This is a genomic window from Corallococcus silvisoli, assembly GCF_009909145.1.
Classification (GTDB): domain Bacteria; phylum Myxococcota; class Myxococcia; order Myxococcales; family Myxococcaceae; genus Corallococcus; species Corallococcus silvisoli.
On sequence record NZ_JAAAPJ010000014.1, the window covers coordinates 1 to 21,896 of the forward strand.

Here is a 21,896-nt window from a genome sequence, read left to right on the forward strand (position 1 = left end):
CGATGTGTAGCGTCGAGAAGCTGTTCGCCGACCTTCATCGCGTGCAGGGAATGATGGAGCCCACGCTGGCGGACCTCTCTTCGCTGGACCCGGAGCGGGTCGAAGCGGCGACAATCGCGATGCCCGAGTTGATGGGGAAGCTGACGCGTGAGTTCGACACGCTCCAGCGAGAGACCCGCGAGACCCTGAAGCTGGGCGGGCAGGTTATCGCGGCGATGCAGGCGTTGGAGATGGTCGCCATGATCTCCACGCTGAAGATGTCGCTGCCACGGCTCCCTCCCGCCGCCCCAGCGACGCTCGGTGTCGGCCTCGTGATGAGTTCGGGGGGAGTCATGGTGGGCTCACGGATTGTCGTCTCCGCCGAGTGGGTGGAGATGATGCGAAGGCTCGTGCAGGCGGGAGTCATCTCCGTTCCTGCCGCCAGCGCGGCCGTCCTCATTCAGGGCGGACAGGTCCTGATGGCCCAAGCGCATGAGGACTTGCCCAAGGGCGTGCGCGATGCGCTGGGGGACAGCCCGGAGGTTCGCGGCATGCAGGTGACGGGCAGGACGGGAGCGGGCATGTCGGATGCTCCGAAGCACCATGTGCTGCCGCAGGAGCACCGCGAGTGGTTCGAGCAGCGCGGCTTCAAGGGCGACATGGACATCGACCAGTTCTGCGTCCGGTTGGAGCAGGCCCACCACGAGGCGATTCACGGCGGAGGGAACTGGAAGCTGGGGCGCACGTGGCCCGGTGAGTGGAACCGCCTGATCATGCAGGCCCTGCGCGATGCCGAGGTTCGGGCGGGTCGAATGTTGACGCGGAACGAGGTCCTGGACATCGTTGCGGATCGAATGACGGACTATCGGATCCCGATGAACTTCACGCCCGGGAGAGGACGATGAGCGTCGGAGATGCTTGGCGGGGCAATATCAAGGCACGCCTGTACGAGCGAGTCCGCGCGCGCGGCTACGACACGCTCACCGCCTTCGCCGATGCGCGTCCCGCTGTCCCGCTGTTCGCGCTGGCCGACGAGCTTGGCAATGATGACGTTGCAGCGGTGCAGGTGTTGAGCGGGTTGCTCGCGGAGGCGGAACAGCGCAAGCAGGTCACTCGTTTTGTCCGCGACGTTCTCGTGCGCCTCTTGTCTCAAAGCCTTCCCAACGGTTGGCCTGCCGTGCTGGATGACGCGAACCGATTCAAGGTAGCCAAGGCACTTGGTTCATGGTCCGCATACACTCCGGAAACACACGAAGAGCGGGCAAGGCGCGCTGGAGATGTGCTCCTCTCCAATCCGCCGCCCGCTGGCTGGCGTCCGCTTGGTCCCGACGACGAGCTTCTCCGGACACTCCTACCAGACGATGAAGCCTGACCACGCGCCCCGTGGCTGGTGAGTCCTGGCCGGGGAGCGTCCATGTGCCCCTCCAGCGTGGTTCGAGGGGGCACACCAGGGGACAGCATGGGACGAGGCGGGATGTTGAATCCCAGCGAAATCAGGGAGATAGCGGGTAACTGCGCGTCCTGCTTGAGGTTTCTATCTCCCTGTTTTTTGTTTTTCTAGCTTCCAGTCATTCCCTTCAGGGCGGCTGGAGCGTTGCCCTCCGACTACGGAGCGCAATCCGCTTGGCCGACCCGGTTACGAACAGTTTGGGTGACCCCGCTGCGATCCACTCCCCCGGCCCATGGCAGGTGGCCCTCATCGCCTCGTCGCCCGCGTACTGGGAGCGCCTCCGCTGCATGACGGAGGACGAGCAGCTTCGCGAGGTGGCGAGGCTGGTGACAAACGTCATCGCGACCTGGGGCGCGGCCTATGCGACGACGCGCACGGCTGAGCGACGCGTCCTGCGCGCCAGGCCCGTCGTGTCAGGCATCGTCAGCTCCTCTCAAAGCTTTCCACGCACCAGGAGTGTCCGGTGGCCCAATTGCTCAGCCAGCTCTTGGGTGAATCGCTCCGACAGCGGGGGCCAATTCCAGAACTTGAATCCCAGATTTCCGAAACCCCACGGGAACTCGCCGTTCCACTCCACGAGCCGCTCAGGCGTCCCACATTCCGGGCACTCGAACTCTGCACCGTCGTTTCCACTGTACCAGTCGTCAACTGCTTCCGACCAACCGTCCTCGGGCTCGAATCGCGCTCCGCATGCACGACATGTCAATTCACCTCCGATGGTGAAGAAGACCGTTCGACCCATCTCAATCTCGAGGCCGTTCGCCTGAAGGCGCCAGCTCCAAGCCTCTTCGTCGGGCGCATCCACTGCAGCGGTGCGTCCAGGCCCCGGCCGATGTCCTGAGTCACCCAGAGCGCAGTCCGTCAACTCCGGCTCAATGATGCGCCGCGCGACAAGCCAGTCCCGGATCTGCGCGGCAAGACGAGGAGCTTCGTCCGCGGACGCGTCCTTATCCACGATGATTTGAAAGGAGTCACCCATGAGAGGAAATCTATCCGCACAAACAGCACATGGACAATCTCACCAGAAATGAGCCTTGAACCAGAGTCTGTCGATTCCGGCTTCTCATCTCATAATGAAGCTTCATTTCTGCTCCGGAACAAAACCTGGCGCTGCATTGATTTCAAAGCGAACCGCACTCCCCGTGCCCGGGCAGTGCCCCCAAACACCAGGCCGTCGCCATGCGTTGCCACGCTCCCGCCCGGGGCGTCAGGCCCAAGCGATAGCTGTAAGGTCAGGACGCGATTGCCCCGGAGAGCTGCTTGACCAAGGCAGGGTAGGAGTCTGTGGGTTCGGGAACAGGCCCCCGGCGCCCTCCCAGCCCCACGCCCGCCTGTAGGGCCACGAACGAACCGGGCCGTTCCTCGCGGACCACCCACTGTTCTCGCGGGTCCTCCCCTACCCCTTCCGTGTCCGTGACCCCGTTGAGACAGGGGTGCAGCCCATCGATGAGGGCGAGGTCCGGGGGAGTCTTGGCACGGCGCGGTCCTTCCTGCCTCGGGTGGGGGGCCGTCCACCCCTGTTCACTTCGCGACGCGCTGGCATCCAACAGCCAACCTCCCGGACCCGGCAGGCAGGCAGATGCGCACCGCGTCGCGACAGCAGTTCACACCGGCTCGGGGCTGGGGCAGATTGCGCCGCATGTCCACTCCCGGCCGACTGTCCGGTCTCCTGCTTCCCCTCTTCTCCCTGCGTTCCCGGACGGACTTCGGCATTGGCGACTTTGGCGCCATGGACGGTTTGTTCTCGTGGATGAAGGCCGCGCGTCAGCGCCTGTTGATGGTGCTGCCCCTGCTCCCCACCGCGCCCGGCGACCCCAGCCCCTACGCCACGCGCTCCGCGTTCGGACTGAACCCGCTCTTCATCGACCTGGCCCAGGTGCCGGAGTTCCAGGCCACCGGCGGCGAGGCCGCGCTCAGCGAGGCGCAACGTCATCAACTGGGTGAGGCCCGCGCCGCGCCGCGCGTGCGCTACGACCTGGTGTTCCCGCTGAAGGACGCCGCGTTCGCGCGCGCCTTCGACCACTTCGAGAAGCACGAGTGGACGCCGCGCACGCCGCGCGCCCAGGAGTTCCAGAAGTGGCGTGAGTCGCAGGGCGAGTGGCTGGAGAGCTACGCCCTCTTCACCGCCATCAGCGAGAAGGAGGACCGCCGTCCCTGGTGGGAGTGGCCGGAGGGCCTGCGCACCCGCCAGCCGGAGGCGCTGGTCGCCATCCAGCAGCAGGGCCTGGAGCGCCGCGTGCGCTACCACGCCTGGCTCCAGTGGCTGGCCGAAGCCCAGTGGAACCAGGTCCGCGCCCAGGCGAAGGCGAAGGACGTGCTCCTGTGCGGCGACGAGCCCTTCATCATCGGACAGGACAGCTCCGACTGCTGGGCCCACCCGGACATCCTGCGCCGCGACGCGCGCCTGGGCGTGCCGCCGGACGACTTCTCCGCCACGGGCCAGGACTGGGGCCTGCCCTACTTCGACTTCGCCGCGATGGAGAATGACGGCTACGCGTGGCTGAAGAAGCGCGCGGCCAAGGCGGCCAGCTACTACGACCTGCGCCGCGTGGACCACGCGGTGGGCTACTTCCGCCAGTGGATCCGCGACGAGAAGAACCCCACCGGCTACTTCGTCCCGTCGGACGAGGCCACCTGGCGCCGCCAGGGCGAGAAGCACTTCCGCCTGCTGTCGGAGGGCGCGGGCATCGTCGCCGAGGACCTGGGCGTCATTCCCCCCTTCGTGCGGCAGATCCTCGCGGACCTGCGGCTGCCCGGCTACCGGGTGCTGCGCTGGGAGCGCGACGACAACCACTACCGCGACCCGCACGCGTTCCCCGCCGTGTCGCTGGTCACCACCGGCACGCACGACACGGAGCCGCAGGCCGAGTGGTGGGAGCAGGCGCGTGAAGACGAGCGCCAGAACGCCGCCCGCGCGTGGCCGGAGTTCCAGGGCGTGGCCGTGACGCGAGACTTCACTCCGGACATCCACCGCGCCACGCTCGCCGCCGCGCTCAACGCGGGCTCGGACCTGTGCGTGCTGCCGTGGCAGGACGTGCTGGGCACGCGCGACCGCATCAACCTGCCCGGCACCATGGGCGACGCCAACTGGGCCTACCGCATCGCGCAGGACACGGACGCGCTGCTCACGCAAGCGCAGACGAAGGACGCCGCGGAGCGCCTCGCGTGGCTCACCGCCTCGTCCCGCCGCTAGGGTGACGCTCCCACCCCGGGGCCGCCGGACGACGGCCGCCCCGGGAGTCAGCCCCGCGGCGTCAGTCCTTGACGCACTTCACCTGACCGGGGAAGCCGTCGAACACCGCGCAGCGGCGGTTGGCCTTGGCGCAATCCAGCCGGTCGCAGATGTCCTCCACGACGCACAGCGGGGGCGAGCGGCCGAAGTCCAGGAACAGCTCCGCGCAGAAGCGGAAGGGATCCGCGCACCCGAGCGAGCCGCAGTAGGGCGTGTCCGCGAGGCTCTCGCCCTCCTTGAGCATGACGACCTCGTCCTCATTCACGCCGCAGCCGGTGGCGAGCACCAGCGTGGCCGACAGCAGCATCGCGATTCGCCGGACCATAGGTCCCCGAATCTGACGCACCCCGGGTCCGGTTGCACGCGCCACGGCGGCGCTCGAAGGTTGGCTGACACTGACCCCGCCCCCGAGGTCGCGGAATGCGACACTCGCCCCACAAAGAAACATTGGGAAACGCGTCGGGGCTGGCCATCCGGTAAGAAACGTGACGTGGCCGACGTCCGACTCCTCCGATTCCGCTCCGCCGTGCCCCTCGCGCTGGCCGTGGTGTTGACGGCATGCGCCACCGCCCCCAATCCGACCAACGGACCGAAGGTGAGGTCCCTGGACATCGAGGGGACGAAACAGGTGAAGGAAGGGGACATCAAGGACCGCATCCTCACCTCCTCCACGCCCTGGTACGCGTTCTGGCCCTTCGGCAAGGCGCACTTCTTCGACAGCAACGCGTGGCAGGCGGACCTGCGCCGCATCGAGCGGTTCTACCAGGCGGAGGGCTACTACCAGGCGCAGGTGGAATCCAACGAGGTGACCCCCGACGGCGACGAGGCCGTGCGCCTGCGGGTGGTGGTCAACGAGGGCGCCCCCACCGTCATCAACGCCATCGAGCCGCACGGCCTGGAGTCGCTGGAGAAGGGCAAGGACCTGCCGTCGCGGCGCGAGCGGGAGCGCATCCTGGAGGAGCTGCCGGTGAAGGTCGGGGACGTGTTCCGCGAGGACACGTGGGAGGCCACCAAGGAGCTGGTGCTCCAGCGGCTCAAGAACCTGGGGTACGCGGAGGCGGAGGTCGGCGGCGAGGTGCGCGTGGACGAGGCCACGCAGAAGGCCGTGGTGGACCTGCGAATCACCCCCGGCCTGCGCTACCGCTTCGGCAACATCTTCATCGCCACGGACGCCAACCCCCAGGTGCCCCCCCGCCGCATCATCGAGCAGGCGCAGGGCGCCGTGCACAAGGGGGCCTACTTCAGCGAGGCGGCGCTGGCGGAGGCCCAGGCGCGCGTCTTCCGCATGGGCGTCTTCGGCGCGGTGAAGGTGAACCGGGGCGCGCCGGACCGGCAGAACGCCACGGTGCCGGTGGTGGTGGACGTGCGCGAGTCGCCCTTCCACTCCGTGCGGCTGGGCGGCGGTATCGGCGTGGACGCCGCGCGGCAGGAGGGCCGGCTCCTGGGGGAGTGGACCAACCGCAACTTCCGCGGCGGCCTGCGCCGGCTCACGCTGCGGGGCCGCGTGGGCTACGCGTTCATCCCCAGCGTGCTGTCCAGCCTCCGCTCGGAGGAGGGTTCCCAGAGCGGCCCGGTGTTCACGCTCACGACGGAGTTCGAACAGCCGCGCTTCCTCTTCCGCGACCTGAGCCTCCAGGCCTCCGTCACGGGGGAGAAGGGCCTCCAGCAGGCGTACTCGTTCTACGGCGGCTACCTGAAGGCCGGCGTCATCTGGCAGCCCCACCCGTCCTTCTCCGTCTTCCCCTCGTACAACCTCCAGCTGTACCGGCTGAAGGGGCAGGTGACCGCGGATGAGAGCGTCCCGCCCATCATCCTGGGCTGCACCAACCCGAACGGGAAATGCGACGTCGCGCTGAGCTTCCTGGAGGTGGCGTTCGCCTGGGACCGGCGGGATGACCGCACCGAGCCGCGCGCCGGCTACTACCTGGGGTTCTCCATCCAGAAGGGCGGCGGTCCCTTCTTCGGCAACTACACCTACGTCCGGCTGCTGCCGGACCTGCGCTACTACTACTCCCTCGGCGAGAAGAAGAACGTGACGCTCGCGGTGAAGCTGCGCCTGGGCACGTTGGATCCGGCGGGCGGCGGCCAGAGCTCCATCGTCACCCGCTTCTTCTCCGGCGGCGCCGCCGCCATGCGCGGCTTCAACGGCCAGCGCCTGTCGCCCATGACGCCGCTCGCCCCCACCTACAAGAAGGACGGCGACGGCAACGTGCTGCTGGACATGAACGGCAACCCCATCCTGGAGTCGTGGGACACGGTGCCCGTGGGCGGCAACAGCCTCTTCGAGAGCGCCGTGGAGCTGCGCTTCCTGGTCACGCAGAGCCTGATGCTGGCCGTCTTCTACGACTCCGGCCTCGTGGGCACGGAGAACCTGGTGGGCAAGAACGCCCCCAAGGTGTTCGGTCCCGAGCACTACCACGCGGTGGGCGCCGGCCTGCGCTACCTCACGGTGGTGGGCCCCATCCGACTGGACATCGCCCGTCGGTTGAACATCGGCCAGGGATTGCCCGTCACCGACCCCGCATACATCTATCCGTCCTCGGGTGGCTGCCTGGGCTTCGGACGCAAGTTCGACAAGACCTCGACCTCCGCCAGGGACGCATTCGCGGGTGCCCCCGAAGGGCTGTGCGCGATCCATATCTCCATCGGAGAGGCGTTTTGAGCGAGCCCACGACCCCCGCACCCGCCCCGCCCCACCGGCGCCCGCGCTGGGGACGGCGGCTGCTGTGGGGGCTGCTCGGCCTGCTGGGCCTCATCGTGCTCCTGGGGGTGGGCGCGCTGGTGTTCGCCACCAGTGCCGGGGGTTCGGCCCGCATCGCCCGCCTTGGCGTCGACCAGGTGAACAAGCAGCTCGCCGGCCGGCTGGAGCTGGGCGGGTTCGACCTGGACCTGGACGGCGCGGTCCTCACCGGCGTGAAGCTCTACACCCCGGAGGGCGAGCTCGTGGCGGAGGTGGCCCGCGTGGAGGCGCGGCTGAACCTGTCGCCGCTCCTGAGCCAGCGGGTGGACCTGACCAAGGTGCGCATCGAGACGCCGCGCCTGTATCTGGTCCAGGACGAGCGGGGCCTCAACCTGATGCGCGCGCTGGAGCCCCGCGAGCCCAAGCCGGAGGAGCCCCCCACCCAGAGCCAGAGCGCCCTGCGCATCCTCCTGAAGGACTTCGAGCTGAGCCACGGCTTCGTGGACTTCCGACAGGAGCTGCCCGACGGCGGCGAGCGGCAGGTGCGCCTGGAGGAGCTGGGCGCGAAGGGAGCGGGCCACTGCGCGCTGGCGGACATGGACTTCGCCGCGGACCTGCAGGCCACGGGCGGCCTCACCCGTCCGCTCACGGGCCCGGTGTCGCTTGCCCTCAAGGGCCAGGGCAAGGACGTCGCGCGACAGGTGGAGGCGCGGCTGGGCCTGGCGGGCGTGGAGGCGGACCTGGGCGCGAAGCAGACCGGAGAGAAGGCCGCGTCCGTGGAGCTGCGCAAGCTGGTGGTGCCGCCCGGACCGGTGAAGGCCTTCGTGCCCGCGTACCCGCTGGTGGTGCCCGTCGAGGCGACGGGCACCGCGTCCCTGGACGGAGACGTCGCGCGCGCGAAGCTGGGCGCGTCCGCGGGCAAGGCCACGCTGGACCTGACGGGCGACGTGAACCTCAAGACGCTCCGCACGACGGAAGCCACCGTGAAGGCGCGCGGGGTGAACCTGGCGGAGCTGATGGAGGACGGCATCCCCACCCGCATCGCCGCGGACCTCACCGCGCACGGCGGCGGCGACAGCGTGGAGACGCTGGAGGGCGACGTGGCCCTCACGGTGTCCCCTTCGGAGTACCGGGGCCAGTCGGTGGGGCCCATCGAGCTCAAGGCGACCGCGAAGGACGGCCACTACCAGGTGGGCAACCTGCGGGTGCTGATGCCGGGCGCGGCGCTCATCGCCTCGGGTCAGGGCACCGCGAAGTCCCTGGAGGCGCGCGGCAGCCTGTCCGCGGGCGACCTGAAGCTGTTGTCCCAGGCGCTGGACAAGCTGCTGCCTGGGGGCACCGTGCCGCCCATGTCCGGCAGCGGCTCGCTGGAGTTCCAGGTCCAGGGGCCTCCGCGCTCGCCGGGCGTGAAGGCGGACGGCAACTTCGTGGCGCTGAACTACGGCGACATCGCCATCAAGGACCTGTCGCTCAAGGCGAACGTGCGGGACGTCACCCGCCCGCTCACCACCGACGCCACCGTGCTGGTGAGTGAATTGAAGACCGGGGGCCGCACCTTCCGCGACCTGTCCGCGGCGCTCACCACCAGCGCGAACCGCGAGCTGAAGGCGAGCGTGCGCGTGGACGGCGACGCGAAGCTCGCGGTGGGCGTGGAGGGCACGGTGGACGCGGACAACGAAGGGCTCGCGATGCGCACCTTCTCGCTGTCGTGGCCGGAGGCCACCTGGACGCTCCAGCAGCCCACGCACCTCGCCTTCGGCGGAGGACGCATCGCGCTGGCGCCGCCGCTGTCGCTCGTTTCGGAGTCGCAGACGCTGAAGGTGGCGGCGGTGAAGGACGGCGAGCGCGTGGACGCGCGCATCGACCTGGGCGCCTTTGACTTGTCGAAGCTGCCACGCCTCGCGGTGCCGGAGTCGCTGGGGCTGGGCGGCATGCTGTCCGGCCACGTCGCGGCGAAGGGGCGCCTGACGAGGCCGGACGCGGACGTGGACCTCGCCTGGGTGGATGGCCGGGCGCGCGGCTATACGGGCCTGGGGCTCCAGCTCAAGGCCCAATACTCGAAGGACCGCGCCACCGGCACGCTGGCCGCGAGCCTGAGCGCGGGGCACGTGTCCTCCCAGTTCGACGTGCCGGTGCAGGGCGTGCTGCGGCGGCGCAACGAGCCCCTGTCCCTGACCGTGAACCTGGAGAAGCTGGACGTGGCGGAGGCGCTGAAGCTCGCGGGCCAGCCGCCCGGGCCGTCCGGGCAGATCGCCGGCAGGCTGACGGTGACCGGCTCCGCGAAGGACCCTCGCCTGGGCATGAAGGTGGTGGGCGACGGGCTGCGCTACCCGGGCCGGCCGGAGGACCTCTTCGCGCAGACGCTGGGCTTCGAACTGAACGCGAACTCCGACGAAAACGACGCGACGCTGGGCGCCCGGCTGGACGTGAAGGGCCTCGCGCCGCAGGCGTATGTCGTGCTGAAGACGCCCTTCACGCTGAGCGGCCTCATCGCGAAGCCGCCCACGCCCGCGCGGGCCCTGGAGACCCCGCTGCGCCTGGAGGTGCTGGTGGCGGAGCTGCCGCTCAGGCTGCTCCAGGGCATGGAGGGCGTGGACAAGCCGGACGGCATGGTGACGCTGAAGGCGGACGTGACGGGCACCGCGCTCGCGCCGGTGGGCCGGGTGGAGCTCCAGGGTCGCGCGGTCACGGCCAATGGCCTGCCGCCGCTCAACGGCTCCGCGCTGGTGCTGGCGGGCGACGACGATGTGAAGCTGACGCTGGACGTGCAGCGCCCCAACGGACCGCTGGCGACGCTGGAGGCGCGCGTGCTGGCGCCGCTGGGGTCGCTCCAGGACCGCGAGGTGGCGGGCCGCGTGCCCTTCCGCCTGAAGGGCCGCGTGGGGCCCGTGCCCCTGGATGAGATTCCCGGACTGGTGCCCCAGCAGGGCCACGGCAACCGAGGGCCGCAGGGCGTGCTGTCCATGGAGCTGGTCGCGCGCGGCACCCCCGAGGCCCCCGAGGTGGAGCTGAACGCGGGCCTGCAGGGCCTGGGCGTCGCGCAGACGGCGCTGGGGCAGGCGCGGCTGCACTACTCGTATTCAGAGGCGAAGTCCCTCATCGACGCGATGCTCACCGCGCCCGGCGGCGGGTCGCTGGTGCTGGGCGGCACCATGGAGTTGGACCTGTCCCTGCCCGCGCTCCAGTCCGAGCAGGGGCCCGCGAAGAAGCTGGACCGGGCGCCGGTGGAGCTGTCGCTGCGCGCGCGCCGCTTCGACCCGACGTTCCTCTCCGGCATCTCCCCCTACGTGCGCACGCTGGGCGGGTTCATCCAGGCGGACGCGAACCTGGGCGGCACCGTGGGCGCGCCCACCTTCAAGGGCAGCCTGGGCTGGAAGGACGGCCGGCTGGGGTTGATGGGCTTTGGCGAGTACAACGCCATCCAGCTCGCGCTGAACGCGTCGCAGGAGCGCATCGAGCTCAAGCAGCTCACCGCGAAGTCGGGCAACGGCACCCTGGAGCTGACGGCCACGGCGAACCGCCAGGGCAAGAACGGCGAGTTCATGCTGGAGGGCAAGGGCAACACCAAGAACCTGCCCATCGTGGTGGAGGACCAGCTGCTGGCCCTCCTGTCGTTGAACCTGTCGATGAAGGGCAGCCTCACCGACCGGCTGGTGAACATCAGCGACCTCTCCATCCCGGAGGCGCACGTCGAGCTGCCGGAGGCCAAGCGCAAGGACCTGCAGCCGCTGGAGCGCCCCGCCGACGTGGTGATGGTGCGCAACGGCGTGCCCGTGGACAAACGCAAGCGGAAGCAGCCGACGCCCGCGCAGGTGGAGGCGGAGCAGAAGGCGGCGAACCCGCGCAACGCCCCGGACGCGCCCGGCACGCCTGGAAACCCGGGCACGCCCGCCACCAGCGGCGGCGCGGGCAATCCCCCGTCGCAGTACGAACCGCCGCAGGCCGAGCCACGGCTGGCCGACCTGGAGAACAGCGAGGAAGAGGAGGAGGAAGCGCCCCAGCGCCAGTTCTGGGTGAACATCAACGCGCCCCGCAACCTGTGGGTGCGAGGCTCGGACCTCAACATCCAGTTGGGCCTGTCCGAGGGCTTCCGCGTCGAGTACGCCAACGAGGCGCGCATGTTCGGCGAGGTGATGGTCCTCCTGGGCCGCGTGGACGTGCTGGGGCGCCGCTTCGACGTGCAGCGCGACAGCCAGGTGCGCTTCACCGGCCCGGTCCTCACGCCGTACATCAACGTCACGGCGGAGTACCGCAACGAAAACGCGGCCGTGACCGTCTACGTCACCGTGCGCGGCCAGGGGAAGGACATCACCCTCAAGACGAGCAGCGACCCGGCCCTGCCGGAGTCGGAAATCTACACGCTGCTCGCCACCGGCCGGCGCACGCTGGAGCGCGGCTCCGGCGCGTCGGTGAACGCGGGCGCGCAGGCCGCGTCGGTGGTGGGCTCGTATGTCGCCAACGAGGCGCGCAAGGCCATCGCCGCGAAGCTGCCCTTGGACGTGCTCTCCATCGAAGCGGGCGACAGCGGCATCGCCGGCACCAAGCTGGAGGTGGGCACGTACGTGACGGACAAGATCTACGTGGGCTACACCGGCCGCGTGGGCGCCAACCTCCAGAAGGGGGAGAACGCCAACGCCGTGCGCTTCCAGTACCTGTTCAGCCCGCGCTGGAGCCTGGAAGGCATGTACGGCGACGCGCGCTCCGGCGGTCTGGACCTCATCTGGACCAAGGAATACTGAAGGCCGCGCGCACGGGTGGGGCCGGCCTGACTCAAGAACCGCATGGGAGCAGCGAATCGACCCCCAGGTGCGAGGGACATGGGGGCGTGGGGGCGGGGTAGAGTTTCGGACATGGGGACCCCTGCGCTGATTCGTCGGAAGTGTTGGTCGTTGCTGGCCGTGGGCCTGCTGGCGGTGGCGGGCTGCTCGGATTCGAGTTCGCCGGGCGATGAGCCCGGACCCGGGACGGATGGGCCTGGGGTGACGCCGGGCGATGGCACGGACTGCCTGGGCGCGAAGTTCCTGGACTCGTTGGGCAAGAGCAAGCTGCTGGTGGGCGCGCAGATGGAGGACGCCACCGCGGCGAAGGCGCCCTTCGACGTGCGCTACCTGTACATCGCGGCGGGCCTGTTCGATTCGAAGGACGCGTGCAATTCGTGCGCGTCCGGGTGCACCTCCGGCGGCACGTCGTGCTCCAACAGTGGGCCGGGCTGCGGGTGGTGGGGCTGCTGGCAGTACGACCAGGAGCCGCCTGGCGCCTACGTGCGGGACTTCATCGCCGCGACGAAGGCCCAGGGACAGCTGCCGTTCATCACCTACTACGAGGAGTTCCAGGCGAGCGGCTACAGCGAAGGCCGGCAGCAGCTGGCGGCGCTGAACGACGCGAAGTTCCTGGAGCGCTACCTGGCGGACTGGCGGTTCCTGCTCAAGCAGGTGGGCCAGGAGAAGGTGCTGCTGCAGATCGAGCCCGACATGTGGGCCTACCTCCAGTTCTTCCCGGCCGATGGCAAGGCCCAGTCCACGGCGGTGGCGGTGAAGGCGGCGAACCCCACCGACTGCGGTGGCCAGGAGAACAACGCCGCGGGCCTGGGCAAGTGCATGATCGCCATGGCGCGCAAGTACGCGCCCAACGCGAAGGTGGGCCTGCACGCGAGCGCGTGGGCGACGAAGACGGACGTGTCGGCGAACACGGACGCGTCGTTCAACGTGGCGGGGGAGGCGAACAAGGTCGCGGACTTCCTGCTGTCCGTGGGCGCCGGGGACACCGACTTCGTCACGGTGGAGGCGTCGGACCGCGACGCGGGCTGGTACCAGGAGACGCAGGACAAGGCGACGTGGTGGGACCCGGAGAACCGCAAGCTGCCGCACTTCCAGCAGGCGTTCACCTGGGCGAAGGCCGTCTCCGCGCGGCTGAACAAGCCGCACCTGTGGTGGCAGCTCCCGCTGGGCAACATGAGCCTGCCCAACCGCGACAAGCAGTGGCGCGACAACCGCGTGGACTACTTCCTCACCCACCCGGGTGAGGTGGCCGCGGCGGGCGGCGTGGGCATGCTCTTCGGCGCGGGCAACTACGAGCAGACCACGCCGGAGTCGGACGGCGGCAACCTCCTCAAGCGCGTGAAGGCCTACAAGGACGCGGGCGGCCAGGCCGCGTGCGTGAAGCCCTGAGCAGGTGAGCGGTGCCACGCGCCCGGCGATGTGGCCGGGCGCGGTGGACTCCGGTCCTACGCGCGCGCCCGCGCTCGCCTGGGTGCCGCGGGCCTCTTCGCGGTCGTCGCCTTGCGTGACGGTTTCCCCTCGGTGCTTGTCTTGCGCTTCGTCGCGACAGGCGCCTTGCGTGACGGCTTCTCCGTGGCGCCTGTCGTGCGCTTCGTCGCGACGGAGACCGGAGCCTTCCGGGCGGGCTTCTTCGCGACACGGGCTTCTTTCCGGGCCGGCTTCTGCGCGGCCTGACCTTGCTTCCGGGCCGGCGTCCGCGCAGCACTGGCCTCCTTCCGGGCCGGATTCTGCGCCCGGGCTGGCTTCCGCGCGGCCTGGGCTTCCTTCCGGGCCTGGAGCTTGTGGATGGCTTGCGTGGCATCCGGCGTCTCGCAGGCGGTGTCGCCGTGATCCACGTCCACCCGGCCCAGCCGCTTCGCCGTCGCGAGCGCCGCGCCCTGGAGTGCGCCCCCGGTGCCCCCCAGGTTGATGAGCGCACGGTTCATCGCATCGCGGACACGGTTCTTCGCGGTCGGCAGTTCCTGCTCGATGCGCTTCACCCAGGGCCGCAGGTCCTCTGCTTCGAGCAACTGTGTCTTCGCCAGCAGCGACGACAGCGTCTGCCAACCCGCGCGCCCCAGCCATTCAGCCGGGGAGCGCGTCCACTCGAGGGCCTTCACCGCATGCGGTGAGGACAGCACCACGTTCGTCACGAAGACGTCCGTCAACGCGTACCAATCAAGCTGCTTCGCCCAGGTGTCCAGCTCCGCCCAGGACAACGCGGGCGCGTCCACCACCATCGTCGCCAGCAGCCGCGCCTCCGCATGCCCCGTCGCCCACAGGGCACGGGCCAGCACGGAGTCCGTGCCGATGCGCTTCTTCAGCGCCGTCAGCGGGCCGAAGTTCACTCCGGACAGCGGCTCGGGAGCACCGTGCCGCAAGAAGGTCTTCCGCGTCTGGGGAGAGCCCAGCCGCTCCAGCTCCGCCATCGTCTCTTTGAGGGTCATCGCGCGCGGAGTCTGGCACGGCCCGGGGCCCCTCGGGCAGGCGCCAACAGCCGCTCCCAGTGGCTCGCCCCCCACGTCCCTTGCCTCGCGAGGCCTTCTCAGAACAGGCGCGAGTAGGTCGGCGGCGCTCCGGGGCGCGGCGTCCATCGCCGCCCATCCCGGGGCAGCCACAGGAGCTGGAAGGCTTGCGCACGCCCTTCGTAGCGGAGGGTGTGCTCGCCCCGGGTCAGGGTGAACTCCGGCGTGGAGATCCGCGCACCGTCGATGAACAGCGCGCCGGTGTCGAGCGCGCTCGCGGGCTGGAGGAAATAGCGATCCGCGCGCACCGCGAGGAAGTGGTCCTCCAGCACGCCTGCGTCGACGGGCACGCGATAGCGCTGGCCCCAGAGGAAGAGATCGCCGTCGTAGGGCTGGTAGTGCGCGTCCAGGAAGCGTCGCAACGCGGGCGGCAGGCCAGAGGTGCGCAGGTCGTCCACGCGCGCCACGCAGCCCTGCTCCACGAGCGCACGCGGCATGTCGTCGGACAGCAGGTCCACGAGCGAGCCGCGCAGATACGCATCCGTGTAGAAGTAGAAGTGCGCGTGCGGCCTGCTCACGAAGCCGCCCGAGTTGTCGTAGACGACGTCCCGCGGCCCCGTGAGCGTGGCGATGCGAGCGAGCACCTCACGTTGCCGCGCGTTGCCGCCGCCATCCATCAGCGCCTCGACGTGCGCGGCCTGCACCGCGAACAGCCCTCCCAATCCCACGAGCCCCACGGCGCGGATGAGCGGAGTGCGCAGCCATGCGAGCACCGCGACGGCGCCGCGCGCGGCGAAGGGCGAGAGCACGCCAAGGAAGGGCAGCAGGCTGTAGGGGAACGGTGCGCGCTGAAGCGCGTAGGCACCGAATGTCGCGGGCACGGCCACGACGAGGAGCAGGTCCTGCGTGCGGGCATCCCTCCATTGAGACAGCGAGGTGGCGATGAAGCCGACAGTCGCGAGGAGGAAGAACGCAGGCTGTTCTCCCAGGATGGGTAACAGGTACTCACGCCAGGAGAAGCCCGGGTAGTGGCGCTGGTGCTCGGAGGCCCAGACGAAGCACCAGTGCCACCATGCGCTCCAGGAGTCCGTCACCGTGAGGTACGCGGCCACGGCCCCCGAAGCGGTGAGGAGACCAAGGACGAAGGCGCGCGGCGCGGCGATGAGCGCGGGAGGACGGCCCCGGCGCAGGAGCAGGTCGCCCACGAGCACCGCGCCCACGAGTCCGCCGAAGAAGAGCGCTTTCTGCGAACCCCATGCGGAGGCGATGAGCAGCGCACCCGCGAAGAAGGACGAGGGTGCGGAGCGCACGGTCAGCGCGGCGAGGGCGCCCAGGAAGAGCGCGGCGGTGAGGGCATCCGGGCGCACCTCGGTGGCGAAGTGAAGGAACGCGGGGGTGCTCAGCAGCAGCAGCGGGGCCAGGAGCGCGGCGATGCGTCCTTCGCGCCGGTTGAGGAGGAACACGGAGACGCCAGCGCCCGCGAGCGGCACGAGCATCGCCGCGCGAAGGGCGAGCACGTTGCGCGGATCATCCCCGAGCAGCCGGAACAGCGGGGCCAGGAGTTGGTACACGAGCGGAAAGTGCACCTCGAAGAAGTCTCGGTACGGCACCTGTCCGTGGGCCATGAGCCACGCGGAGTGGGCGTACTGGAACTCGTCGATGCTGAATGCCTTGTGCAGTGAGAGGCGCACGGCCTGGAGCGCGAGCACGCCCAGGACGACGCCAAGGCCCCACCGCACGGCCCGCGACTCCGTCATCGGAGCCGTCATACCGCGAAAGCGCCTCGGGGTTCAGGGCTCAGCAGCCCGTCCGACGCCGGGCCCTGGCGCGCGGCCCCGGCTCCGCGATGCCGAGACCGCGCTTCCGACATCCGGACTCAGCGCCCCGTCCGACGCCGGGCCCTGGCGCGCGCGGCCTCCAGCGCGGAGTCCACTCCAGCAGGCTCCTTCGCGGGCTCTGACTTCTGCTCCGGCGGCGCCTCTGGGCCGGGTGCGGGCGGCTTGCCGGGGGACATCGCCTCCGGGCCCGGTGTGACGGACATGGGCCGTCGCGCATGGGCTTGCTTCGCGGGCCGCTCCCGGGCGACCCGCACGCGGGGCGCGGAGAGGAACCGGCGCACGGCCACTTCCGCAAGCATCACCGCCAGCGCGCACACCACCAGCCACGGCGCCAGCGCCACGCGCCCCTCCGACTCCGGGGCCTCCGCGAACAGCCCCGTCATCGACAACCGCTCCTGTCCGCCTCCGACCGCCGCCAACGCGCGCAGGAGCTTGAGGCCTTCCCTGGCGCTGCCCGGCTCGAACTCCGGTGCGTACGGCAATGCCACGGGTGGAGCCCTCAGCACGCGGCCACCCCACTTCACCACCGGGTGCCACGTTCCACTGCCGCTCAACGGGTACTCGACCACCAGCCGATCCTCGTCCTCCCAATGCAGAGGCTTCTCCACGCCAGAGCGCCCATCTCCCGACAGCAGCACCGCCGTGGGCAGAGCCCCCGGCATCGGTTCGCCCGGCGGCAGGTCCAGCGTCACGCGCAGCAGGTTGCCCTGACGCTCCGAGCGCACCACCGCCTCCCCCTTCGGCGCGGCGCTGCCCATCGACCAGCGCACCACCGCCTCCAGCGTCGCTCGCAGCGCGCGCCACTCGCGCAGCTCTCCCGTGTACTTGCCGTCCACCTCCGCCGTGAGCGCCACCGTGCGCCCCGCGCCATGCGGCCACAGCGCCAGCACTGGCGCGGCATTGGTGTCCAACGTGCGCAGCGCCACGTTCGCCCGTGGCTTCAAGTACGTGAGGTTGTAGCCGCCCAGCTGCGGCAGCCCCTGCGTCGGCAGCGGACCCAGCAGCGGCAGGTCCGGCGCGGCCTCCATGGACGCGGGCTCATCCACGAAGGTGGCCCGCGCCACCGCGAGCGTCTCCTGGCTGAAGATGCGCGGCAGGCTCATCGCGTCCTCGGCGAAGTAGATGCGTCCCCCGCCCCGCCGGGCCACGTCGCGCAGCAGTTCCGCGTCCGAGTCCGCCGGGGTGCCCAGACCGATGACGGACACCGTCACGTTGGCCTCCCGCAGCGCGGCCAGCGTCGCCTGGTAGTCGCCGGGCTCCTCCGAGTCCGCCGCGTCGGAGAACAGCACCACATGCCTCGTGGGCTTGTCGCTGCGGAGGATCTCCTTGCGGCCCGTGCGCAGGGCCACGCCCACGTAGATGCCACCGCCGCCACTGAAGCCACGCGCCACCTGGTTCAGCGGCAGGCCGTCGCTCACCGGGCTCAGGGGGAAGATTTCATGCGACTCCGTGTCCACCATGTGCACGGAGGCTTCGTCGCCCCCGTTGAGCAGCGTGAGCGCCGCCGTGACACCCTCGGCGGCAAGCTCCATCTTCGTGCGCCCGTCCGGCACCTGCACGCCCATGGAGCAGCTCGAATCCATGAGCACGCTCATCGCCACCGACGCGCGCCGCTGCTCCTCGCGCATCTCCAGCGACACGGGCAGCAGCGGCTCCAGGGGCGAACGCCGGTAGCCGCCCTCGCCGAAGCTGGAGCGCCCTCCCGTCATCACCAGCCCGCCTCCAGCTTGATCCACGTAGTCCGCCAGCGCGTTCAACCCCGTCTCGCCCAGGGCGTTGGCGTCCACGTTCTCCAGCACCACCACGCCGACGCCGTCGAGCGCATCCAGTGACACATGGAAGGGCGCCCGCACGTCCAGCGTCATGCCCGTCGCCCCCAGCGCCTTCGCCAGCGTGCCGCCAGGCTGCTGCGTGAGCAGCAACACGCGCGGCGGGCCCTCCACGCGCAGCACGCCCGCGCCCACGTCGTTCTCTGGAACGCCGTCGCCCGGCACCTCCACCGTGAGCCGGTAGTGCACGAGCCCTGGCTCCTCCAGCAGGTCGCGCAGGGGCAGCAGGTTCGGCCCGGGCTTGAAGTCGAAGGGCCCCTTCACCAGCACGTGGCCGTCGCGCTCCAGGCGCACGGTGCCCGTGACGGCGGAGGTGGCCTGCACCGTGGCGGAGAACTGGAAGGGTTCGCGCACGGAGACAGTGGCGGGCACGTCCAGCGAAACGACGGCCACGTCCAGCGCGGGCTCCGGACGGGACACCTGACGGTAGTCCACCGCGATCCCCCGCGCCGCCAGCCGCCGCGTCGCGCCCCGAGCATCCGCGCCCGTGGCCCGCCCGTCGGAGACGACCAGCACCCGGCCCGTGCGCTCGGAGGGGATGAGCGCTCCCGCGGCATCCAGCGCGGCCGACAGGTCCGACGCCTCCGCGTCCACGGGCCGCGTGAAGCCGCCGAACCGGCCCACCTCCGACAGCGGGGACTCCACCCGCGCCTCACGACCGAAGGTGATGACCCCCACCCGGTCGCCCGGCCGGCGCTGCGACTCCACCAGCGAAATCAGCTCCTGCGCCACCCGGTCCACGTCCAGCGGCATGGAGCGGGAGCGGTCCACCACCACGGCCACGTCGCTGCCCGCGTTGGCCAGCCGCAGCTCCGGCCCGGCCAGCGCACCCACGCCGAGCACCAGCAGCCCCCACCGCAGTACCATGGGCGGCCCGGGCCTCCGGCCGTAGCGCCACAAGAAGAGGCCCAGCGGCAGCAGCAGCAACCACGCCTGGGGAAGGGTGAAGGTCATGCCTTCCTCGTGACGTAGAAGTCCGCCAGCAGCGCGGCCAGCAGCACCACCAGTGGCCAGCGGGCGCGCTCCTGGGCGCCGCTCCCCGCCGCGTCCTCGCCGGTCTCCTTCGCGGCAACATCGGCGCTGCCCCGGCCGCGCAGGTCCGACTCACGCGCGTCCAGCGCCAGGACCTCCACGGAGTCCACGTCGGTGCCGTCCCGCTCCAGCACGTAGCGCCCGGGGCTCATGGGCGCGGGCAGGCTCAACGCGCCCGCGCCGAACACCGGCTTGCGCCCGGACGGTCCGTTCAGCGCGTAGCGACCGCCAGCCTCCGTCACCACGGGCAGCGCTTCGCCCAGGTTGAGCTGGTGCCGGGGGAAGCCCTCGCGCAGGCGGCGGGCCTCGCGCACCACGTTGCCCAGCAGCACCGGCCAGGCCGTCGTGCGCTGGAGGTTGGAGCGCGCCAGGTCCACGTTGAGGTGCAGTCGTCCGCCCTCTTCTTCCGACACCAGCACGGCCTCGCCCGCGGTCACCAACGGACGTCCCGGGGGATTCGCGCCCGCCGTCCACCGCACGCCCGCGAGCTGCACGTCGTCCATCAGCGCGCTGCCCTTCTCCGTGAAGAACGGCCCCACGAAGGTCCGCAGCGGCCCCTCCGCGCCCAGCGTCACCCGCGTCTCCGCGTTCGCCGGCCCCACCGACAGCACCGGCGCACCTGTGATGGCGGGGCCGCGCGCCACGTCCGGCGACACCGCCAGGAAGCGCTCCAGGGCCTGTCTCGACGCGGGCGACAGTCCCTCCGTCAGCCCCACGGCCACCGGTATCACGGGCGACGGCGCCAGCCGCACGTGTCCGTCCTCGGGGAGCGCGTCGTCCGGCAGGGACACCTCCACGTCGCCGGCCTCGCGGAAGGTGAGGCGCACCGTCGCGGCGCCCTCTTCCGGCAGCGTGATGCGCTCGATGCGCTCGGTGCCTTCGCGCGCGCCCGGGCCCGGAGCCGCGCGCACTCGCGCCTCCACCTCCGAGGGCCCACGACCGAAGCGGGCCACGCGCAGCGTCACCGTGGCCTGTCCACCTTCATCGCGCCGCTGCGCGGACACGAGCGCCACGTTGCCTTCGGAGCGGCCCAGCGCCGTCCAGCGCACGGCGGGCGGCACGAGCGTGTCCTCCGAGGGCGGCGCGTCGGTGAAGAAGTGCACGCGCTTGCCGGGCCCGGCCAGCTCCTGAGCCCACAGGAGCGTGGGGGTGACGTCGTGGTCCGGTCCGCGAGCCGCGAAGGACTCCAGCGCTCCCAGGGCACGCGAGGCATCCGCCTCGGGTCCGGCGATGACACGGGGGGACACGCCGCTCGCCAGCACCGTCACCTGCGTGGCGCCCTCCGCCTCCACGCGCTTCGCGGCCTCCGTGCGCACGTGCTCCAGCACCGTCTTTCCGTCCGCACTCCGCGCGGACATGGACAGGCTCCCATCCACGACGAGCACCAGGTGCCGGCGGCGAGCGGATTCTCCCCAGCGCACGTCCGCCAGGTACAGCGCCGCGGCCAGCACCGCGAGCGCCTCCAGCAGCAGCGAGGCCTCGCGGGTGAAGCGCTCCCAGCGGGGGCCTCCTTCCGCGCGCGGCCGCGGCGTGCGCCACAGGAACAATGCGCTGACCACCACCGGCTTCTGTCGGCGGCGCAGGAAGTACGCCGCCACCAGTGGCACCAGCGCGCCCAGCGCCAACAATCCCCACGGAAGCCCGAAGCTCACGCCCCGCCCCCCGCGACGAACAACGCGCGCTGCTCCACCAGTCTCCACGGAAGCCCGAAGCTCACGCCCCGCCCCCCGCGACGAACAACGCGCGCTGCTCCACCAAGCCCCACGGAAGCCCGAAGCTCACGCCCCGCCCCCCGCGACGAACAGGGAGCGCAGCGGCCCCGCCACCTGTGCCCGCAGGCCATCCGCCGCGTTCACCGTGAGCAGCGCCCCCCGCGCCCGCGCCGCCGCGCGCCGCAACGCGCGCTGGTGCTCCGCGAAGCGGCGGGCATAGGCGGCCAGCACTCCATCCGTCAGCAGCTCCTCCAACGCCACGCCGCTCTCCGCGTCCACCAGCCGCGCGCCCTCACCGCCCGTGGGCTCCAGGTCCTCCGCGTCCAGCACCTGCACCAGGAACAGCGCCGACGCCCCACGCGACAACCGCGCGCACAGCGCCTCCAGGTCCGCCTCGAAGAGAAAGTCGCTCACCACCACTCGCACGCCACAGGGCCGCAACGGCGGCAGCCGCCCCAATGCGGACACCAGATCATCCCGCGCCTCGAACTCCGCGCCCCTGAGCGCCGAGCGACACGCCGGCCCCTGCACCCGCTCCGACCGCGCCCCGCCCCACAACACCGTCGGCGACAGCCCCTGCCGCCCCCCGACCTCCACCGTCAGGAGCGCCACCTCGCGCGCCCCCGCCGCCTTGCGCGGCGACAACCCCATGCTGCGGGAGCCATCCAGCACCACCTCCACGCGCGGCGACACCTCGTCCTGGCGCACGCGCAACACCAGCTCCCCCGTGCGCGCCACCGCGTTCCAGTCCAGTTGCCGCAGGTCATCCCCCGGCTGATACGCGCGGAAGTCGTGCAGCTCCATCGCGCTGCCCGCGGACGTGGCGCGCACCTCGCCCACCCGTCCCCGCTGAGGCGCGCGCGGCAGCGCCAGGACCAACCCCGGTGCCAGCCGCGCCACCTCCGCTTCGTCCAACCGGGCA

Annotated in this window: 13 protein-coding genes; 6 read left to right on the forward strand and 7 right to left on the reverse strand. The window is 70.8% G+C overall.

Annotated features, from left to right (window positions below; translation table 11 throughout):
• On the forward strand, positions 1 to 884 hold an 884-nt coding region (locus GTY96_RS26095), incomplete at its 5' end, for a DUF2380 domain-containing protein (RefSeq protein WP_161666153.1).
• A complete protein-coding gene (locus GTY96_RS26100; RefSeq protein ID WP_161666154.1) occupies positions 881 to 1,351 on the forward strand; it encodes an NUDIX hydrolase in 471 nt (156 codons plus the stop codon). The genes GTY96_RS26095 and GTY96_RS26100, both read left to right, overlap by 4 nt.
• A gap of 511 nt (positions 1,352 to 1,862) precedes the next feature.
• On the opposite strand, the gene GTY96_RS26105 is transcribed toward GTY96_RS26100, so the two are convergent.
• Positions 1,863 to 2,408, reverse strand: coding sequence for an FmdB family zinc ribbon protein (locus tag GTY96_RS26105; protein ID WP_161666155.1), 546 nt, complete (start codon positions 2,406 to 2,408; stop codon positions 1,863 to 1,865).
• Positions 2,409 to 3,068: 660 nt separating this feature from the next.
• Between GTY96_RS26105 and GTY96_RS26110 the strand changes: the two genes are divergently transcribed.
• The gene (locus GTY96_RS26110) at positions 3,069 to 4,622 is read left to right on the forward strand and encodes a 4-alpha-glucanotransferase (RefSeq protein ID WP_161666156.1); all 1,554 of its coding nucleotides are present in this window, start codon (positions 3,069 to 3,071) and stop codon (positions 4,620 to 4,622) included.
• A 61-nt stretch (positions 4,623 to 4,683) separates the two neighbouring features.
• Here GTY96_RS26110 and GTY96_RS26115 read toward each other — a convergent pair whose 3' ends face one another.
• Complete coding sequence (locus tag GTY96_RS26115; RefSeq protein WP_143902484.1) at positions 4,684 to 4,986, reverse strand: hypothetical protein; 303 nt, start codon at positions 4,984 to 4,986, stop codon at positions 4,684 to 4,686.
• A gap of 165 nt (positions 4,987 to 5,151) precedes the next feature.
• On the opposite strand from GTY96_RS26115, the gene GTY96_RS26120 reads away from it, so the two are divergent.
• From GTY96_RS26120 to GTY96_RS26130, 3 genes are all read left to right on the forward strand, one after another.
• Positions 5,152 to 7,323 carry a BamA/OMP85 family outer membrane protein gene (locus GTY96_RS26120; RefSeq protein WP_255442239.1) on the forward strand — a complete coding sequence of 724 codons (2,172 nt, stop codon included), beginning with the start codon at positions 5,152 to 5,154 and terminating at the stop codon, positions 7,321 to 7,323.
• Entirely contained in the window at positions 7,320 to 12,080 is a 4,761-nt protein-coding gene (locus GTY96_RS26125) for a translocation/assembly module TamB domain-containing protein (RefSeq protein WP_161666157.1), read from the forward strand. The genes GTY96_RS26120 and GTY96_RS26125 overlap by 4 nt, the downstream gene beginning before the upstream one ends.
• 111 nt (positions 12,081 to 12,191) lie before the next feature.
• Positions 12,192 to 13,508: a hypothetical protein gene (locus tag GTY96_RS26130; RefSeq protein ID WP_268903978.1), complete on the forward strand. Its 1,317-nt coding sequence runs from the start codon at positions 12,192 to 12,194 to the stop codon at positions 13,506 to 13,508.
• A gap of 56 nt (positions 13,509 to 13,564) precedes the next feature.
• On the opposite strand, the gene GTY96_RS26135 is transcribed toward GTY96_RS26130, so the two are convergent.
• The 5 genes from GTY96_RS26135 to GTY96_RS26155 form a co-directional block, all read right to left on the reverse strand.
• The gene (locus tag GTY96_RS26135) at positions 13,565 to 14,545 is read right to left on the reverse strand and encodes a DNA alkylation repair protein (protein ID WP_161666158.1); all 981 of its coding nucleotides are present in this window, start codon (positions 14,543 to 14,545) and stop codon (positions 13,565 to 13,567) included.
• A 98-nt stretch (positions 14,546 to 14,643) separates the two neighbouring features.
• A complete protein-coding gene (locus tag GTY96_RS26140) occupies positions 14,644 to 16,332 on the reverse strand; it encodes a hypothetical protein (protein WP_161666159.1) in 1,689 nt (562 codons plus the stop codon).
• Positions 16,333 to 16,439: 107 nt separating this feature from the next.
• The gene (locus GTY96_RS26145) at positions 16,440 to 19,184 is read right to left on the reverse strand and encodes a VWA domain-containing protein (RefSeq protein WP_161666160.1); all 2,745 of its coding nucleotides are present in this window, start codon (positions 19,182 to 19,184) and stop codon (positions 16,440 to 16,442) included.
• Positions 19,181 to 20,914, reverse strand: a complete 1,734-nt coding sequence (locus GTY96_RS26150; protein WP_161666161.1) for a vWA domain-containing protein — start codon at positions 20,912 to 20,914, stop codon at positions 19,181 to 19,183. Before GTY96_RS26150 ends, GTY96_RS26145 begins: the two co-directional genes overlap by 4 nt.
• 126 nt (positions 20,915 to 21,040) lie before the next feature.
• Entirely contained in the window at positions 21,041 to 21,889 is an 849-nt protein-coding gene (locus GTY96_RS26155) for a DUF58 domain-containing protein (protein ID WP_201756401.1), read from the reverse strand.
• Positions 21,890 to 21,896: the final 7 nt, after the last annotated feature.

Excerpts from the sequence above, each read along its gene's own strand:
- GTY96_RS26100 (WP_161666154.1), top strand. The coding sequence starts at position 881 with ATGAGCGTCGGAGATGCTTGGCGGGGCAATATCAAGGCACGCCTGTAC.
- GTY96_RS26105 (WP_161666155.1), bottom strand. The coding sequence starts at position 2,408 with ATGGGTGACTCCTTTCAAATCATCGTGGATAAGGACGCGTCCGCGGAC.
- GTY96_RS26110 (WP_161666156.1), top strand. The coding sequence starts at position 3,069 with ATGTCCACTCCCGGCCGACTGTCCGGTCTCCTGCTTCCCCTCTTCTCC.
- GTY96_RS26115 (WP_143902484.1), bottom strand. The coding sequence starts at position 4,986 with ATGGTCCGGCGAATCGCGATGCTGCTGTCGGCCACGCTGGTGCTCGCC.
- GTY96_RS26130 (WP_268903978.1), top strand. The coding sequence starts at position 12,192 with ATGGGGACCCCTGCGCTGATTCGTCGGAAGTGTTGGTCGTTGCTGGCC.
- GTY96_RS26135 (WP_161666158.1), bottom strand. The coding sequence starts at position 14,545 with ATGACCCTCAAAGAGACGATGGCGGAGCTGGAGCGGCTGGGCTCTCCC.
- GTY96_RS26140 (WP_161666159.1), bottom strand. The coding sequence starts at position 16,332 with ATGACGGCTCCGATGACGGAGTCGCGGGCCGTGCGGTGGGGCCTTGGC.
- GTY96_RS26145 (WP_161666160.1), bottom strand. The coding sequence starts at position 19,184 with ATGACCTTCACCCTTCCCCAGGCGTGGTTGCTGCTGCTGCCGCTGGGC.